The sequence below is a fragment of the bacterium genome, from assembly GCA_008933615.1.
Lineage (GTDB): Bacteria > CLD3 > CLD3 > SB21 > SB21 > SB21.
The window spans coordinates 16,762-33,758 of sequence record WBUR01000007.1 but is presented as its reverse complement, the minus strand read 5'-3'; the positions used below and the strand labels follow the sequence as shown (position 1 = coordinate 33,758).

The 16,997-nt window shown below is 41.6% G+C and carries 17 protein-coding genes; 6 read left to right on the top strand and 11 right to left on the bottom strand.

All coding sequences use genetic code 11. The features are described from left to right. Nucleotides 1-2: 2 nt before the first annotated feature. The 7 genes from F9K33_03960 to F9K33_03930 all read right to left on the bottom strand — a co-directional run bounded on the left by F9K33_03960 (nucleotide 3) and on the right by F9K33_03930 (nucleotide 6,865). A complete protein-coding gene (locus tag F9K33_03960) occupies nucleotides 3-1,277 on the bottom strand; it encodes a molybdopterin molybdotransferase MoeA (GenBank protein KAB2880715.1) in 1,275 nt (424 codons plus the stop codon). After that, complete coding sequence (locus tag F9K33_03955; protein ID KAB2880714.1) at nucleotides 1,228-1,644, bottom strand: hypothetical protein; 417 nt, start codon at nucleotides 1,642-1,644, stop codon at nucleotides 1,228-1,230. Before F9K33_03955 ends, F9K33_03960 begins: the two co-directional genes overlap by 50 nt. 7 nt (nucleotides 1,645-1,651) lie before the next feature. Continuing rightward, entirely contained in the window at nucleotides 1,652-2,563 is a 912-nt protein-coding gene (locus F9K33_03950) for a GTPase Era (protein ID KAB2880713.1), read from the bottom strand. Continuing rightward, nucleotides 2,547-3,077, bottom strand: a complete 531-nt coding sequence (locus F9K33_03945) for a hypothetical protein (protein ID KAB2880712.1) — start codon at nucleotides 3,075-3,077, stop codon at nucleotides 2,547-2,549. Before F9K33_03945 ends, F9K33_03950 begins: the two co-directional genes overlap by 17 nt. Beyond that, complete coding sequence (locus tag F9K33_03940; protein ID KAB2880711.1) at nucleotides 3,078-4,418, bottom strand: GWxTD domain-containing protein; 1,341 nt, start codon at nucleotides 4,416-4,418, stop codon at nucleotides 3,078-3,080. It lies immediately after the preceding gene. A gap of 22 nt (nucleotides 4,419-4,440) precedes the next feature. Next, nucleotides 4,441-5,841: a 30S ribosomal protein S12 methylthiotransferase RimO gene (rimO, locus tag F9K33_03935; GenBank protein KAB2880710.1), complete on the bottom strand. Its 1,401-nt coding sequence runs from the start codon at nucleotides 5,839-5,841 to the stop codon at nucleotides 4,441-4,443. 115 nt (nucleotides 5,842-5,956) lie between these two features. Then, a complete protein-coding gene (locus tag F9K33_03930; GenBank protein KAB2880709.1) occupies nucleotides 5,957-6,865 on the bottom strand; it encodes a hypothetical protein in 909 nt (302 codons plus the stop codon). A gap of 179 nt (nucleotides 6,866-7,044) precedes the next feature. Between F9K33_03930 and F9K33_03925 the strand changes: the two genes are divergently transcribed. From F9K33_03925 to F9K33_03900, 6 genes are all read left to right on the top strand, one after another. Then, nucleotides 7,045-7,614 carry a porin family protein gene (locus F9K33_03925; protein ID KAB2880708.1) on the top strand — a complete coding sequence of 190 codons (570 nt, stop codon included), beginning with the start codon at nucleotides 7,045-7,047 and terminating at the stop codon, nucleotides 7,612-7,614. Between the two features lie 200 nt (nucleotides 7,615-7,814). Continuing rightward, nucleotides 7,815-8,012, top strand: a complete 198-nt coding sequence (gene rpsU, locus F9K33_03920; GenBank protein KAB2880707.1) for a 30S ribosomal protein S21 — start codon at nucleotides 7,815-7,817, stop codon at nucleotides 8,010-8,012. 296 nt (nucleotides 8,013-8,308) lie between these two features. Next, on the top strand, nucleotides 8,309-9,745 hold the full coding sequence (locus F9K33_03915) for a S8 family serine peptidase (GenBank protein ID KAB2880706.1): 1,437 nt from the start codon (nucleotides 8,309-8,311) through the stop codon (nucleotides 9,743-9,745). 168 nt (nucleotides 9,746-9,913) lie between these two features. After that, nucleotides 9,914-10,492, top strand: coding sequence for a hypothetical protein (locus F9K33_03910; GenBank protein ID KAB2880705.1), 579 nt, complete (start codon nucleotides 9,914-9,916; stop codon nucleotides 10,490-10,492). 179 nt (nucleotides 10,493-10,671) lie between these two features. Next, nucleotides 10,672-12,513: a hypothetical protein gene (locus F9K33_03905; GenBank protein ID KAB2880704.1), complete on the top strand. Its 1,842-nt coding sequence runs from the start codon at nucleotides 10,672-10,674 to the stop codon at nucleotides 12,511-12,513. A 32-nt stretch (nucleotides 12,514-12,545) separates the two neighbouring features. Continuing rightward, entirely contained in the window at nucleotides 12,546-12,857 is a 312-nt protein-coding gene (locus F9K33_03900) for an ATP-dependent Clp protease adaptor ClpS (protein KAB2880703.1), read from the top strand. Here F9K33_03900 and F9K33_03895 read toward each other — a convergent pair whose 3' ends face one another. From F9K33_03895 to rpoZ, 4 genes are all read right to left on the bottom strand, one after another. Next, nucleotides 12,858-13,850, bottom strand: coding sequence for a cation transporter (locus F9K33_03895; protein KAB2880702.1), 993 nt, complete (start codon nucleotides 13,848-13,850; stop codon nucleotides 12,858-12,860). 60 nt (nucleotides 13,851-13,910) lie between these two features. Then, a complete protein-coding gene (locus F9K33_03890; GenBank protein KAB2880701.1) occupies nucleotides 13,911-15,377 on the bottom strand; it encodes a glutamate--tRNA ligase in 1,467 nt (488 codons plus the stop codon). A gap of 11 nt (nucleotides 15,378-15,388) precedes the next feature. Beyond that, nucleotides 15,389-16,606, bottom strand: a complete 1,218-nt coding sequence (gene coaBC / locus F9K33_03885) for a bifunctional phosphopantothenoylcysteine decarboxylase/phosphopantothenate--cysteine ligase CoaBC (protein ID KAB2880700.1) — start codon at nucleotides 16,604-16,606, stop codon at nucleotides 15,389-15,391. A 101-nt stretch (nucleotides 16,607-16,707) separates the two neighbouring features. Then, nucleotides 16,708-16,992 (bottom strand): DNA-directed RNA polymerase subunit omega, encoded by a 285-nt coding sequence (rpoZ, locus tag F9K33_03880; protein KAB2880699.1) that lies wholly within the window; start codon nucleotides 16,990-16,992, stop codon nucleotides 16,708-16,710. Between the last annotated feature and the right edge of the window lie 5 nt (nucleotides 16,993-16,997).

Sequence of the window (16,997 nt, the reverse complement as noted above, 5' to 3'; positions counted from 1 at the left end):
GATTAAATACACATCAGTTCGTGGAGTGTTTGCCGGTCAAGCAAGATGACAGTAACTTCTTGGCCGGGTTCTATGTTGCCTGCTTCTTCGGGAATATCGATAAGACAATTAGCATACGAGAGTGAGGACATAACTCCCGAACTCTGATTGTTCATTGGTGATACGGTAAAGCCTTTTTCATTCTTACAAAGTATTCCGCGTAAAAAATAACGTAATCCCGGTTTTTTCGGAATTTGAACAGAGCTGACTGCTTTTACGCTATTCGGCGTATAATAATCGACATTTGACATTTTCTTAATTGCAGGAACAACAAACAATTCAAAACAGACTATAGAGCTGACCGGATTTCCTGGCAATCCAAAAAAAAGTTTATTTTGATAGTTTCCGAAAACCAGAGGCTTACCCGGCTTTTGTTTGACCTTCCAGAATTTGATATCAACTCCGAGTTTTTCTAACGCTTCCCTTACATAATCAAACTCGCCCATAGAAACACCGCCGGAAGTCAAAACAATGTCGGCTGAAAACGCGCTCATAAGTTTTTTCTCGGTGTCTTGTAACGTATCCTTGGCGATACCGAGATCAACCGCCGTCATACCCATTTTCTCAATCAATGCGCGCAAGGTATAGTTATTACTCGATCGGATCTTGCCCGGAGGCAAGGGTTCGTCAATTCCTACTAATTCATCGCCGGTAGAAAGGATGGCAATGCTTGGTTTTGGATTGATTTGAATCGTAGATTTCCCGATTGAGGCAAGAACACCTACATCGTAAGGTTTGATGAGCCGGCCCTTTTGAAAAACTACCTGTCCGGCTTTAATATCATCTCCGGCTTTGCGACAGTGTTCGTTTTTTTGAACAGGTGAGAAGAAAAGCACTTCGTTATCATTTTTTTTTTCAGTCTGCTCAACCATAACTACCGCGTCGGCTCCACTGGGCAGCGGGGCGCCGGTCATAATCTGAATGGTTTCGTGCTCTTCGAGATGCTTTTGTGAGACCTTACCAGCGGGAAGAACGTCGACGACTTTTAGCGTGACCGGGTTTTCGCGCGAAGCGTTTTGCACATCGATGAAACGAACGGCATAACCGTCCATAGCGGAATTGTCAAACGACGGTATATTTTCACTTGATATGATATTTTCACCGAGCACCAGCCCTACGGATTCCGTAATGGAAATAGACCGCACGGGTAATACCTGTGCGGTATCCAAAACTATTCTTAATGCATGATCAACGGAGATCATAATTCTCCTGACCGGCAAAATGATAATCTGAAACATTCCAAGTATCGTTATCTTTAATCATCGTTACAAACATGTTTTGTGTGGTTAAAATATTACTCTCGTAACAAATTGAGAACGTGAATTGAATGCTATTCAAGTCCATCGATATTGAATCGGTCAATAAGAAGAGGGACGGCCTTTCAATCTCAACCTTTTGTAATTTCTGATCATTGAAATATTCATTTTCTGATATAATTTTTTTGTTGGCATTCCCGGAGGTGTATTTCAATACATGAGAACGTCCTTCGGCAAGAAAGTAATCACGAACGAATAGTTTTGCAGTGAATTCGGGTGTGTTGTGATGTTGCGTACAACCGATATCTAAAATAAAAACAAAAATAACTGCAACAACGTGCTTATTCATTACGATATTACAAATAACCTAAATTTTTTAATACGGTGTTGTTTTTTCTCCAGTCCTCCTTGACCTTGACCCATAACTCCAGAAAAACCTTTCGGTCAAGAAACCTCTCAATATCTTTTCGGGATTCTTCTCCAACTCGTTTAATCGCTTCCCCGTTTTTCCCAATCAAAATGACTTTTTGGGATTGACGTTCCACGATTATAGTTGCGCGGATGAAGTCCTTTGAATCGTTTCTTTCTTTAAACTCTTCGATTATAACGTCAGTGGAATAAGGTACTTCCTTGCCGTAATACAAGAAAATTTTTTCGCGGATGATCTCACTGACAAAGAATTTTTCAGGCTGTTCGGTCAGGGTGTCCTCAGGGTAGAACCTCTCTCCAAAAGGCAGAAGGTCGATCAAATTCTTTTTGACGATATCAACACCGTCATTATTTAATGCGGAAATTGGAATGATTTCTTTAAAAACTCCAACTGCATGAAACCGATGAATTAAAGGTAATAATTGCTCTTTGGGCACAAGATCGACTTTATTGAGCAAAAGTATTTTTGGTAGGTCTAAGTTTTTGAGTGCGTTTTGGAAAAGTTCAAGTACAAAATCCGAGTCTTCTTCAGATGTGACGTCAATCATTACCAGCAAAATATCCGATGTTTGAATCGCCTGATCGGCAATCTTCATCATCGCAGTTTGAAGAGCGTATTTAGGTTTAATCAAGCCCGGTGTATCCAGAAAAATGATCTGGACATTGTCCTCATTCATTATGCCGAGTATACGCTGGCGCGTTGTTTGCGGTTTTGCCGTAACGATGGACAATTTGAAATCAAGCAGTTGGTTGAGTAATGTGGATTTACCTGCATTGGGCCTGCCGATAATGGCGACGTATCCGCAACGCGTTTTTGGTTTTTCAGTTTTCTTCAAAATATTCGTTTCCTGTTATTTTTTTCATGATCGTATTTGGTATGTCGTCCCGATTGTCCGCCGTTACCTCTGTAAAACAGCAATCCGGTCTTCGATGAATTTCTTTGACGAAGGAATGGCCTTTTTTGGCAATGACGCCGATCAGGGTGTGTGATTCAAGAAGTGAGCTAACTCTATCAATGAAAAATGGAGATTGACAAAATAAAGTGCCGATTTCATCAATATATATGTATTTTGCCTTACCGCGATTATCGAAAACTTCGCCTATTGCCGTATTTAAAGCGGCTATATCAACTGAATATTTGCCGCTTCGATGAGCTGAGTTAAGATCCAATGAGGCGAATTTGAATATCCGCTGATGTGAGTTGATAATATTTAACCCGATTCTTTTGCCGTCCAATTCCACAGCTTGAGTAACAAACCCTTCAGCCTGATCCAATAATTGAAGAGAACGAAGTAAAGCGGTAGTCTTACCGACGAATGGTAAACCCGTCAGAAAAAAATGTTTGGCCTTCATTTAACGGTGCAAAAGTATATAACTTTCAAACTCCTGCCGATTATATAATTCATAATCACCGACACCTGAGAAGTCAACAAAAACCAATTTCAAATTTGCCTCATAAAAGTACCAGATTTCGTACGGTTTTGCATCGGAGTCATACGGATGTCTTTCAATGTCGTCCGGTCCGTTCATCACAACGAAAACCATTCCGCGGTCGGTATCCCACCCTTCCCTGTAACCGGATGAAAAATACCGATTCGCATAATCAATCCGGCGGTAGTATTCTTCCATGAGTTCGTTGCGTTCCGTTTCCGGTGTAGGGTCCTTGGTTTTCCAGAACTCCTCAAAGAACTTGCCCTTTTCCGCCTGCGTACCTTTGAGAATTTTACCGATATTAATATTACGTGTTATGTGACGAAGTTGTTTGATCGCAATATCCAGATCAAAAGCAGTCGAAGTCATCGAAGGAGACGTGAATGTGGACAAACGCACGTCAAAAATAGCTTTACTTGAAGCCCGCTGCCCCGCACGACTTACGACAACATCGAGAATATATTTTCCGTAGCTGATATCCTTTTTATCAATTTCAACGGAACTAAAAGTTTGAAATTGCGAAACCACCTGTTCAGTGGAATCGGCGACAATCACATTCTGGTTCTTATCAAGTACCTTATATTTTATCTTGATAGTTTCTTTTTCCGCGGGTGACCTATCTGCACTGTCTCTTTTTGCAGAGAACTTGCTGTCATAGATTTCGAAATATACAAGGTACCGCTTAAATTCATTATCAAAACTCTTAAAAACATTCGGTACGATATTGACAATATCCAAGAGGCTGTCTTTCTGGATTCTATCGGCAAAAATAAGATCGCTGATACCGATGGGTTTTTCGCGGAATGTCTTAACGGGAATACTTAACTTCCTTTGCCCAAATTTCTGAGTTTCCTTGTCCGTAATGGTTGTGGTCAGAGTGTAGTCGCCGGGTTCAACGTTTAAAGTTAGCCGGCTGAAATGAAATCGAAGGTCTGATTCGGTATCGGAATATTTGTCGGTAATGATTTCTTTATCCTGAATTTCACGCTGAATGAGGTTATTTTTTTTGTCGTATAAAAGGTAAGTGATTTCATATTGGGAGCGGAAGAGAGTTGATTGGAACTTCGTGAAGAGCAATTCACTAAATGCAACCTTTACAAAAACCTCGATTCGGCCTTTGGATACTTCTTTAGACGCAACATTAGCGGCGTCAACAAAAAAGAATGGCCCCCCGGTGGATCGTCCGGGATCAGTCTGGGCTTGCAGCAACGAAGCAAAAAAGAACATCGCGATTATCAGTGTCGCAAGTCTAAAGAATTTCACGCTATACTCCCTTCAATAAACATTAAACAGGTTTTCCAAAAAGGTCATACTCCGAGGCATCGGTGATGTGAACATTCACAAAATTTCCTATCTGCAGAGATTGATCGGTTTCAATGATTACTTCGTTATCAATTTCCGGGGCATCGTATTGTGTCCTCCCAACGTAGCGTTCACCGTCTTTGATGTCAATCAGAACACGGCACGTTTTATCAATTTTAGCCAAGTTTTTATTTAGCGATATGGTTTGTTGCAGATTCATCAATTTATTATACCGCTCTTTTTTCACTTTTTCGGGTACTTGCTTATTGAGATCAAAGGCATAAGTTCCTTCTTCGCGCGAATAGACAAAAACCCCTAACCGGTCGAACTGAAATTCCGTTACAAAATCGCATAGTTCCTGAAAATCCTGTTCCGTTTCGCCGGGATAACCGACGATCATCGAAGTTCTTAAAGCCAATTCAGGGATTCGTTGTTTGATTTTATGCAATAAGCCCGATGTTTGTTTTTTTGATGTGTTACGCCGCATAGATTTCAGCATATTATCTGAGATGTGTTGTACAGGCAAATCAATATATTTGCAAATTTTTGGATTTTGAGCGATACATTCGATGAGTTCATCAGAAAACAATGAGGGATATAAATACATGACACGGATCCATTCAATACCTTCAACGGTCGATAAGGTATTGAGAAGCTGTACCAAATTAAAGTTACGCTTCAGATTCGGCGCGCTTCGGTCTAAATCGTATCCATACGACGAAGTGTCTTGTGAAACACAGATCAGTTCCTTGACGCCGCGATCGGCAAGTAAGACCGCTTCACGATAATTTTGATCTATAGATTTACTTACAAGATTTCCACGAATCATGGGAATATAACAAAAGCCGCAACGCTGATTGCAGCCTTCAGAAATCTTCAAATAAGCGTAGTGTTTCTGATTGAGGAGAACGCGTTCCGTGAATGAAATTTGTTGATAATGGCCTTCGATACGTTCAGTCACTTTATCAAATTCATGCACGCCATAAAACGAATCTACTTCCGGCATGGATGCGGTTAGTTCCGTTCTATAACGCTCCGAGAGACATCCGGTAACGATGATCTCTTTCTTTATTCCTTTTTTTTCAAATTCTTTTTTTAATCGAATCGCTTCAAAAATAGTGTCAATGGATTCCTTTTTTGCGCTTTCGATGAAACCGCAGGTGTTAATTACGATCGTATCGGCATCTTCCGCTTTGTCAACAATGATTGACTGTTTCAAATTACCCAGAATAACCTCGGAATCTACCTGATTTTTTGGGCATCCGAGCGAAACAATGTTGATTTTCTTTGCCCGTATGTCTTTCAAATGAATTTGTTCAGACGGATTGGGATCATTCAATACCGGCAGGTTGAATAGAACTTTTTTTGAATTTATCTGACTCATGAATTCGCGTTATTTCGTGTGTTTATAGATTTCCGCTGATTATTCGCATATTACATAAATAGGTTTTGAAAGTCAATTTTTAATCAGGATGTTGAACGGAGTATTAAGCCGTTGGCTACTTGTACTTAGAGTGAGAGAGAAAATCATCAATGGTCTTCTTCAATTTTGAATCATCTTTGACATTTTTGTCCAGCGGGATCAACTTGTTATGCACGACTTTGGCTTTTCTATTGGAATAGATAAGCTCCAGTTTGCCAACGTAACCGCCATTGCCTCCGGCCTGAACGATGATCGTTTTGCCGATTTGGACAGGTTCTTCAAGCTCTACCTGGTTGTGCCCGCCGATAATCACGTCGATCATTGGAAAAGATTTAGCTAGCCGGTAATCCTCATCATCCCCGGAGTTGGATAACAACACGATCATATCGGATTTTTCTTTAACTTCTGCCAACGTTTGCCGTAATTTTTCGCGTTCATTTTCGATCTTTATTTCAAGTTTCTTCCATTCGGGGAAATATCGAAAGCTGGACTTAGGCGTGTATCCGATCAGAGCAATTTGGATATTAGAAACGGCTCTAATGACATAAGGTTTCGTTATTTTTTTTCCATTCCTATCTGCCATCGAAGTGGAAATGAGCGGCAATTTAGACGAAAGTATTTTAGATTCTAAGAATGTATTTTCATTTGCCAGTTCGTTGTCGCCAATATTGATCCCATCATAACCGAGTTCTTCATACAATGTAATGACGAGTTCGTCTTGTTCCGGTTTGGTGCCGAACTGATCCAGGAAATCGCCCGCATCAAGCGTTATGACGTTTCTATTTTCTTTACGAATCTGTTCGAATACCGTTTTACGCCTTGCCAGTCCGCCATAGGGAAGATCTTCGCACTCGCATTCGAGTATATTGCCGTTATTGTTATTAGTATAAATAATCGTTAACGGAATATCCTGACTGTGTGATCCACAGGATGTGAGCAACAGAAAAATCGAAACAATTGTAATTTTTTTCAGTATACGGTGCATACGTATTATTAATATAATCAATCCAGAGAACATCTAAAAACACTTTTATTGACAAATAATACAGCTTGACTTTATATATCTCCAGATGTACATTTTCTAAACTAAAAATTGTTCATTTACATGTAATTAACTGCTGTCATATAACAGCGTCGTAAATTTTCTTCCGAAGTTTCGGAGGAATGTACCTAATAACTAACTTAAGGAGTACGAAGATGAAGAAATTAACGATGATTCTATCGTTAGTCGCGATGATGGCTATGGCTACTAGCGCATTTGCCCAGTCCAAAGGTGTGACCGAATTTAGCCTAGGCGGAGTTCTTTGGCAAAACATGTCCGAAGCCAAAGTTTCCACTATCGGACCTGCTGTTGGAGTAGGTTACTTTATCAATGATGCGATCGAAGTCGGCGGCGGCATTCAAGTTTTGAAGTACGGCGGCGATGGCGCAATCGCACCTTTTGACAAATTTAGTGCAGCAGTAGACGTAAATGGCAAGTATCATTTTATGGTTAAAGACAAAATGTGGCCGTACGCAGGTGCTCATGTGAATTTCGGCCTCGGCGATGGCTTATTAGGGAAAGCAGGTGGAGACGATGCTCCGTTGACATTTGGCGGCTCTGTTGGCGTCAAGTATTGGCCGATGGAAGGTGGAGCGGTTTATGGAGAAGTTGCATTCGACAAAACCGGTCCAAGCGCAATCAAGGAAACGACGATGGGAATTAACTTAGGTATTTTGATTCGTCTCAAATAAGAAGATTTCATGATTGAGTTTTCAAACCCCGGGCAACCCCGGGGTTTTTTATTTTCCATATTATTAACGCTCCTTATTTCACAATTTTTCCTTGCTTTTGCGCATTAATTTATTAAATTTAGCATGGTTTTTCGAAGAATTGCTAAACCCTGTTTTTATATAAGTTTATAATATACAACCCAAGAGCAAGGAGAGAGTTTATGATCACGGTTCAGATCGGCGAAAATGAATCATTTGACAAAGCTTTGAAACGGTTTAAGAGAAAATGCTTACAGTCCGGTTTGATGCGCACATTGCGTGATACGGCGCATTATGTAAAGCCCAGCGAAAGAAAAAAAGCGGACCGCATGCGCGCTATCCGGAAACAGAAAATGATCCAACTGGAAGAGGGTTATTAATCCTTAAGACCTAATTATTTGAATCTTTAAACCATGGTGCCTCCCGTACCATGGTTTTTTATTTGTAACACCTCAGTAGTTTTAAAGTAAAATAAAGTTGCCACAGATTCACAGATTATAAATTGCACTTTGTAATTACTCAGCTACCATTGAAAAATTGCCACAAAGATACGAAAACTCCGCCACAGGCGGAAACACGAAGAAAAAACAATGTGTTTTGTTGTGAATCTTCGTGGCTTAGTGTCTTAGTGGCATAAAATCCTGAACAGTTACTTTTATTTTAATCCCGTTTCACCATGCCTCACAAAAAACCCCCGCGTAAAGACTACGTCATTATTCCTGTTTATCTTCGTGTCAATGCAGACACGATGTACACTGGTAAAGGTGTGACCATCGCATTTATCGACAGCGGATTTTACCCGCATCCCGCCCTGGCGAAACCCGAGTCGCGCATTCTGAAGATGGTCGATGTGACGGATGAAAAATTTAAAGAATCGGATTTTGAATTGGTTCGGGCTTCCAGTTGGCATGGAACCATGGTCGCCTGCGTTGCGTGCGGCAGCGGCAATTCTTCAAAAGGATATTACCGTGGAATTGCAAGCGATGCGTCGGTCGTATTAATCAAGGCCTTTGACGGCAAGACTATCCGATCCGGGGCAATATTGAAGGCGTTACAATGGATACTCAAGCATCATAAGGAGTACCGTATTCGAATAGTCAATATTTCGCTGGGCGGTGATCGTAATGAATCGAGTAAACGAAGTCGTATTTGCAAAGTCATAAAACAACTGAATCAACTTGGAATTACCGTTGTCGCGGCTGCCGGGAATAATCCGACGAAAGGAGTTATACCCCCGGCCAGTTGCCCCGATGTTATCACGGTCGGCGGAATTGATGATAATAATTTGTTGGATGAAAATAAGATCACAGATTACGGATCCTCTTTCGGTAGAACGACGGACGGATTTATGAAGCCTGAGATTGTCGCACCGAGCAGATTACTGCCAGCGCCGATGTTATTGGAAAATGTAATTTATGATGAATCGCAAGCATTGCATGCGTTGTTGAAGTTGCCGTTAAAAGAACTCAAGTCAAAACTCAGAAAACTAATTAAAAAGACGAAGCTGGATCGGACATTGCTTGATAAGAAACCAAAAGAGATAAAAAAAGCAATAATCGAGAGACTAACAGCTGAAAAGTTTTTCGCGCCGCATTACCAGCATGTGGATGGAACCTCTTTTGCAGCGCCGATCGTTTCGTCGATCATTGCACAGATGCTGGAGGCTAATCCCAAATTAACGCCTTCACTTATCAAGATGATACTGACAACCACGGCGCGAAGATTACCCGACATTATTCCGGAAAAACAAGGCTATGGCTTGATCACTGCACGCGCCTGCGTTCAAAGAGCATTGGAGGAAACACATCTCCGTATGGTCGACATCTCGCCGAAAATTTTGCAGCACCGTATCGTATTTTATTATCATGATCATCATGCAAAAAAAGTTACACTGGTCGGCGATTTCACCGCATGGCAGAAGGATATGATCGTGCTGCACAAAGTAGAAGAAGGGCTCTGGCGGATTGATATTCCATTATTATCCGATGGCAGTTACCAATACAAGTTTCTAATCGATGACAAACGCTGGGAAGAGGACTCTCTAAATCCTTTGAAAGAAAATGATCATTATAATGGCCTGAACAGCGTTCTGATCGTGCAACACCCCTCCTGACTTATTCATTTCTACCAAAGTTAACTGTAGCCCCATTTCACACTGTGACCTAAATCACACTTACACGTGACGTATAATCCATTGTAAATTCTAAAAATAACTTTGGCAGAGGCTTTGCTGTTCTATTAGCTAAGAAAACAACTAACTACTTTAAGAGGGAAACGTTTTATGAAAAGTTTAATCAAATTAACCATGGCCGCAGTAGCGCTGGCCTTCGTTTCAGAAATTGCATTTTCTCAGGAAGATGAATTGGGTTTATCAGAAAAGCCGCATGCTTTGGTTTTAAATAACAGAATAGGATTTGCAGCCGGTAATGTGAGCGGCATCGGCATTTCGTATGAAAGGAATATCTCACGAAATTTTTCAACTCTTTTTGTTATCGGCGGCGTTGCCCAAAAAAGCAACAGTGATTTTAATACGGGGTTATCTTTAAAATATGCGTTTAGCCGCATAACAAATCGCATCGCGGTGTACACGGTTGTAGGCGGAAGTTACTTCTATGATCGCAAGATCAACGGCATCTATGACGAAACAACAGGCTCATACAGTCTGGATAGAGTTCGCAAATATTTGAAACTCGGCGCAGGCCTCGGTATCGAAGCTTTATTTTTCGATGGCCGGCTTGGAGTAGATCTCAATTTTATAGGTATAGGCGCCAGTTATCAAAAAAGGGAACACGACGATGCGTTCGGTTTTGGCGATAAGCCGATCCGAGGGCCTCAGATTAATCTGACCTATCACTTTTGATAAGGCATCTCTCTCCTCCTTCTGTTGCAAAGGCTGTAAATGTAAGGTTTACAGCCTTTGTTTTTTATCGGAAAATCCTATATAAACAGTTGCTTTTTTACGTGAATTATTGTAATTTTGCCATCCCTAAAAGGAATATGAATACTTTTTTATAAATCGAATTTCAGGAGAATCTTGTTATGATGACGAAAATCAGGGAGAAGACCCATCTTCTCTTATATGTTTTGATCTTTTGTTTTGTGGGACTTATCGTGATCGAATGGGGCGCTAATTATTCCGATACGGCCCGTACCACGCGCGGTATTATCGGTAAGATCGACGGCGACGACATTCGTTATGCCGATTTTCAGACCGCGTACTTTAATCAAATTCAGCAAATGCAGCAGAAAAAAGACGGCGAGTCTTTATCTGAATCGGAAATGGAAATGATCAGCGATCAGATATGGAATCAAATGATCGAGGAAACCCTCTTACGCAATTTCATTATCAAAAACGATATAGCCGTCGGCGATTCCGAAGTCGTTTTTCATTTACGAAACAATCCGCCGGACTTTTTGAAACAAAGCCCTTCATTTCAGACCGACGGCGCTTTTGACGCAAACAAATATGTTCAGGCATTAAGTAACCCGGCTTATGCCAAAGAATGGGCACAGATCGAGAATATTCTTCGTATGCAATTGCCTTATTCGAAATTACAGAGCATGATTGTCCTTTCTGCGCGCGTAAGCGATGCAGAATTACGGCAAGAATATGCACGGCGTAACCTGAAAGTAAACGGACAGCTTATATTTTTCAGCCCTTCAGAATTTTCAGCGAATACGATCGATGTTTCCGATGATGAGCTGAAAACCCATTACGATGCGCACCTTGACGAATACAAAGAACCGGAAAAAGCGCGTCTTGCCTACGTCAATTTTAGCGATGCGGCAACTAAGGACGACTCTGCAGAAGTATTTTCGCGTTTAGACGATATCAGCAAACAGATAAAAGACGGCAAAGACTTTTCGGATCTCGCTAAAATGTACTCCACGGAACCCGGCGCGTCCAAGAGCGGAGGCGAATTAGGGTGGTTTACACGCGGACGAATGGTAGCTGAATTTGAAGAGGCTTGTTTTAACGCTAAGACCGGCGACATTGTCGGGCCGATATTAACGCAATTCGGTTATCATATCATCAAGATAGAAGAAACAAAATTCAAAAACAAAAATAAAAAGTCTGAAGCGGGTCAACAGGACAGCGTAAAAGCAAGCCATATACTGATTAAAATGGAAGCCAGCCCTACTACAATTGAAACGGTTCGCGAAAATGCTAATGCGTTTTACGAGCTGGCTAAAGACGGAGAATTTGATGAAGCTGTTGAAAAATATTCTGTCAAACACAACCTGAAAGTGGATACCACGGCTGAAATGCTCAACAATGAATTCGGTATGGTCGCAGGATTTCCAGACCGTTTGAAAAATGTAGTGCGTTTTGCTTTCAACGAAGAAATAGGATCTACCTCAACGCCGCATCGAACAAGCCTCGGGTTTACTATTTTCAAGACTGTCAGTCGGAGCAAAGCGGAAATAAAATCGTTGGAGGCTGTGAAAGACCGAGTCAAAAACGCCGTACTGGAGGAAAAACGCAAAGAAATGGCATTTTCCAGGGCTCAAGAATATCGTAAGAAAATGACTACCATGGCGGATATTAAGACGATTGACACAACGTTTTATATCAGGGATCTGAATAATTTTACGATAAATAATTCTATTCCCGGAGTCGGGCGTGATGCAAAACTCGCGGGCGCGTTATTCCAATTACCATTATCATTATTAAGTGAACCTGTAAAAGGAACTAGAGGCGCGTATTTGGTACAAATATTTACGCGTGATGAATTTAATGAATCAAAATATCAGGACGCTCGCGAAGAGTTAAAGCGCCAATTGATCAATACCAAACAACAACGCGCATACCGAGACTGGCTGGAAGCGTATCGTAAAGGAACGTCAATCGAAGATTTCCGCGCTGAATTTAATTTATAGAGGATCAAAAAAGCTGGCGAGGTGAGTGGACGATGAGAAATAGGGAATCACGGTCCATTTATTGTTTGGCTGACCAGACCGAATTCGACAAGGAAACTTCAGACATTACATCGCTGGACGCTCCGCTTAAAGTAATTCTGTTCAATGACAACATTCATTCCTTCGACGAAGTAATTGCGCAGTTAATTAAAGCGATTGGATGTACATCTGCGCGGGCAGAAGCCATTGCCTGGGAGGTTCATTCGACAGGGAAAGCGGTATGTTATGAAGGCGATCTGGGTGAATGTTTGAAAGTAAGCGGCGTTTTAGAAGAAATTGGTTTACATACACAAATCGAGCCCTGATCAAAAGGGCTTATTTTTTTTCTCTTCCATCCAGACCATGTGTACTTCATTATGTCCTTCGATCGGCTCCAGATGCGTTGTTATTTCAGTTACCATAGGAAATGATTTAGCCAGAACCTGTTCAATCAAGGTTGCCTTTTCATGAGCGGCGGCAATCGTCATATCTTTGTGGAAAAGAAGATGGAATTCTATGTGAAGTTTATTACCGGCGTTACGATGCCTCACGTCATGAAATACGATTGAATGTTTTTTCGTTTCCTGTTCGAGTATCGACGTGATTTTTTTGTGGACCTCAGGATCCGCTTCATCCATCAGCCCGCCAACGGACTGACGAATGAGTTTGCTGCCTGACCATAGAATATTAAGAGCAACAAGAATTGCCACTATCGGATCAAACGGAAGCCACCCGGTGATGATGGTTAATACAAGTCCTGCGATGACCCCAAAACTTGTCCAGCTGTCAGTTAAAACATGTTTACCGTTTGCGATCAGTATCAATGAATTATTTTTTTTCCCCTTGGTCACAAGGTACCACCCCAACAAACCATTTATCAGCGTAGCTGCAACAATAAAAAAAGTGCCGACTTCGATATTTTCCAAATACAAACCGCGAATCCATTTCATGACGGATTCATATATGATATAAATGGCCGCCATAATGATCATAGCGCCTTCAAAACCTGCTGAAAAAAAACTAATGCGATCGTGGCCGTAAAGATGGGTTTTATCTGCAGGTTTGGTACTGAGCCAAAGGCTGTATGCTGCAAATGAAACCGCAAGTACATGTACTACGGACTCGGCCGCGTCCGATAAGATCGCCGCAGACTGCGTAATATAGAATGCATATATTTTCATGAAAAACATGGACAAACCTATGCCAAGTGACCATCGCATGGCAATCTTGTTATCATGATGAGCTTGTGGGGTAGCGGAAATTGCCGCTGATGATGTGTCAGTTTGAGGCTTGTGAATGGGGGTGTCTAAAGAAGTCATTACGGTGGCGTTAATTTAACGAATGTACAGGTCTAAGCCTGAATTAAATCCCTTTGATAATTATGCCGGAAGTTTGGTTATCTGATCAAAATGTGACACAACGTAACGCATCCGGCGAACAACGGTTTCCTTTCCGATTACCGCTATTAAATCAAATAGTCCGGGTCCCAGCGTTACTCCTGAAATAGCTAAACGGGTAGGATGGATAAGTTCACTGGCTTTTATCTGATTTTCTTCAGCATATACACGGAATACCTTTTCAATTTCGTCATGTTGAAACGAATCTAATTTTTCAAGACGATCCGCCAGCTCAGAGAGATGTTCCTTAGCCGGGGGCAGCATACGCTTCTTAATACCATCGGGATCGAAAGTATCCGGATCCTTAAAAAAATACGACGAAAAAGAAAGTAATTCGTGAATAAAATTAATTCGTTCTTTCATAAGACCGATAGCGCTCATGACATATTGTTTTGGAAAATCGGAGTAACCTGATTTTTCAAGATCCGACTTCAGCATGTTGAATATTTCTTCATCGGATTTACGTCGTATATGCTGCGTATTGATCCAATTAAGTTTTTCAATATTAAAAATAGCGCCCGCTTTGTGGATGCGTTCAATTGAGAATTCTTTGATCAACTCATCCATTGTGAATATTTCACGTTCGTCGCCCGGGTTCCATCCCAGAAGAGATATAAAATTGACAACGGCTTCCGTCAAATAACCCTTGGGCGGGTAGGCGCGCGCTTCGACATCACCCTGGCGTTTGCTCATTTTGCTTCTATCGGAATTGAGTAGTAAAGGCAAATGTGCAAACTGAGGAATGTCCCAACCGAAATACCGGTACAGCAGGATATGTTTAGGTGTACTGGAAACCCATTCTTCGCCGCGTATAACGTGCGAGATCTCCATATAGTGATCATCGACGACATTGGCGAGATGGTACGTGGGATATCCGTCCGACTTGACCAAAACCTGATCGTCTATATTAGAACCGACAAACTCAACTTCACCTCGGATAAGATCTGTAAATTGGATCGTAGTATCCTGCGGAACTTTCATCCGCAGAACGAATGGAACTTGGTCGTCCAAGTTTTTTTTGATCGCCTCTGGAGACAAGCGCAGACAGGTACGGTCATACTTGGGCGGCATTTTAGATTTTTCCTGGAACTTTCGCATTTGATCCAACCGGTCCGAGCTGCAAAAACAATAATAGGCATGGCCATCGTTCAAAAGTTTTTGCGCGTGGTTTGTATATAGGTCAAGCCGCTGAGATTGATAGTAGGGGCCGTATGGCCCATCCTTCCCCGGGCCCTCATCAATCTCAATCCCAGCCCAATTAAGCATATGAATAAAGTCTTCGACTGCACCTTCCACAAAACGCGCGCGGTCAGTGTCCTCCACTCGCAGTATAAACTTTCCGCCATGGTGCTTTGCAAAAAGATAATTATACAATGCGGTGCGCAGTCCTCCAATATGTAGAAATCCCGTTGGGCTGGGTGCGTAGCGGACTCTGACCGTATCTAACATGAGAACTCCTGTTATAATATTTTTATTATTCGATTCAGAATTATTTTTGCAACATCCTCTTTGGTCATCAACGGCAGTTTTTCAATATGATTTTGGTCTATGATTGTGATCTTATTCGTTTTCGTATTAAATCCGGCACCGATGTCCTTGGGGTTGTTGAGAACAATAAAATTCAAATTCTTGGATTTTAATTTCATTTGCGCATTCTGGATTTCATTTTCAGTTTCAAGAGCAAATCCCACAACGATCTTATTTCCCTTTTTACTGGCAACGCCTGACAGAATATCTGTTGTCTTTTTGAGTTTGAGTATCCATTCCTCAGACTTTTTTATCTTTTGATCTTCCTGATTATATGGAGTGAAATCGGCAACTGCAGCCGCCATGATCAGCACATCGTGATCAGAAATATTGTCATCAACCGCACGGGCCATATCTTCAGCAGAAGTAGCCGTAACTAAACGTACATCCTGCGGCGGCGGCAAATGAGTGGGGCCTGAAATAAGAGTTACGCCGGCTCCCTGCAGAACGGCTTCTTTTGCCACAGCGTACCCCATTCTGCCGGAAGAATGATTTGTCAGAAATCGCACGGGATCAAGTGATTCATGCGTTGGCCCCGCTGTCACTAAGATTTTTTTATTAATAAGCGAGTTGTTTCCAAAAAGTGCCTTTTCTACCTTCCAAATGATCTTTTCAATGTCCGCCAAACGGCCAACCCCCTCATAGCCTTCAGCCAAAAAGCCCGTTTCAGGATCAATAATGCCATAATTAAATTCACGCAAGGTCTGGATATTTTTCTGAACGATTGGATTTAGGTACATTTTGTCATTCATTGCCAGCGCTAACAAAATGGGTTTAGGACAGGCCATGACGACGGTAGATAGAATCTCATCCGCTATACCGTTGGCGATTTTACCCACCATATTTCCGCCGGCCGGCGCAATAAGAAAAATATCGGGCCAATTTGCTATATCAATATGATGGGTGCCTGTCATTTCCGTATGTGCAGAATCGTAAGGGGGGAAGGTCTCAGTTGTAACTTTATAGCCCGAGAGAGTCTCTAGAGTAAGTGGAGAAATAAATTCGGTCGCATGACGCGTCATGATTACGCGTACTTCTGCGCCGTTTTTTTTTAAAGAGCGCACTAACTCACACATTTTGTAGCAAGCAATTCCTCCGGTCATCCCAATTAAAATTTTCTTTCCGGCATATTTTGGATTGCCTGCTTGCATAACATTTTCCTACGGGTAAAATAAGAAATTCCAAATAACAGACTTTTTTGGATAAAGTTTGTTATTTGGAATTAGAATAAAATTCTGCAGAGAACAGAGATCTATTTTTCCTCTTTATCCAGATACTCGTGTTCGAGTTTTTGATCCAGTAATTCTTTGAGAGCTGTCGCGACCGGTTTAGGTAATTTTTCAAGATCGAGAATGTCTTCGCGGTTAATACGCGGCGCCTCGTCATCCTCAGCATCCTCGCCTTCCATTAGAGTACGAACCTGAATCATTTGTTCGTCATTGATCTGACGTGCGCGCCGAGCGGCAATGATCACCGCTTCGTATACGTTTTCGATCTTTTCATCCAGTTTATCAAATGGAAATGCTTTTACGGGCATGAAAG

Excerpts from the sequence above, each read along its gene's own strand:
- F9K33_03960 (KAB2880715.1), bottom strand. The coding sequence starts at position 1,277 with ATGTTTCAGATTATCATTTTGCCGGTCAGGAGAATTATGATCTCCGTT.
- F9K33_03955 (KAB2880714.1), bottom strand. The coding sequence starts at position 1,644 with ATGAATAAGCACGTTGTTGCAGTTATTTTTGTTTTTATTTTAGATATC.
- F9K33_03945 (KAB2880712.1), bottom strand. The coding sequence starts at position 3,077 with ATGAAGGCCAAACATTTTTTTCTGACGGGTTTACCATTCGTCGGTAAG.
- rimO (KAB2880710.1), bottom strand. The coding sequence starts at position 5,841 with ATGAGTCAGATAAATTCAAAAAAAGTTCTATTCAACCTGCCGGTATTG.
- F9K33_03930 (KAB2880709.1), bottom strand. The coding sequence starts at position 6,865 with ATGCACCGTATACTGAAAAAAATTACAATTGTTTCGATTTTTCTGTTG.
- F9K33_03925 (KAB2880708.1), top strand. The coding sequence starts at position 7,045 with ATGTACCTAATAACTAACTTAAGGAGTACGAAGATGAAGAAATTAACG.
- rpsU (KAB2880707.1), top strand. The coding sequence starts at position 7,815 with ATGATCACGGTTCAGATCGGCGAAAATGAATCATTTGACAAAGCTTTG.
- F9K33_03915 (KAB2880706.1), top strand. The coding sequence starts at position 8,309 with ATGCCTCACAAAAAACCCCCGCGTAAAGACTACGTCATTATTCCTGTT.
- F9K33_03910 (KAB2880705.1), top strand. The coding sequence starts at position 9,914 with ATGAAAAGTTTAATCAAATTAACCATGGCCGCAGTAGCGCTGGCCTTC.
- F9K33_03905 (KAB2880704.1), top strand. The coding sequence starts at position 10,672 with ATGATGACGAAAATCAGGGAGAAGACCCATCTTCTCTTATATGTTTTG.
- F9K33_03900 (KAB2880703.1), top strand. The coding sequence starts at position 12,546 with ATGAGAAATAGGGAATCACGGTCCATTTATTGTTTGGCTGACCAGACC.
- F9K33_03895 (KAB2880702.1), bottom strand. The coding sequence starts at position 13,850 with ATGACTTCTTTAGACACCCCCATTCACAAGCCTCAAACTGACACATCA.
- F9K33_03890 (KAB2880701.1), bottom strand. The coding sequence starts at position 15,377 with ATGTTAGATACGGTCAGAGTCCGCTACGCACCCAGCCCAACGGGATTT.
- coaBC (KAB2880700.1), bottom strand. The coding sequence starts at position 16,606 with ATGCAAGCAGGCAATCCAAAATATGCCGGAAAGAAAATTTTAATTGGG.
- rpoZ (KAB2880699.1), bottom strand. The coding sequence starts at position 16,992 with ATGCCCGTAAAAGCATTTCCATTTGATAAACTGGATGAAAAGATCGAA.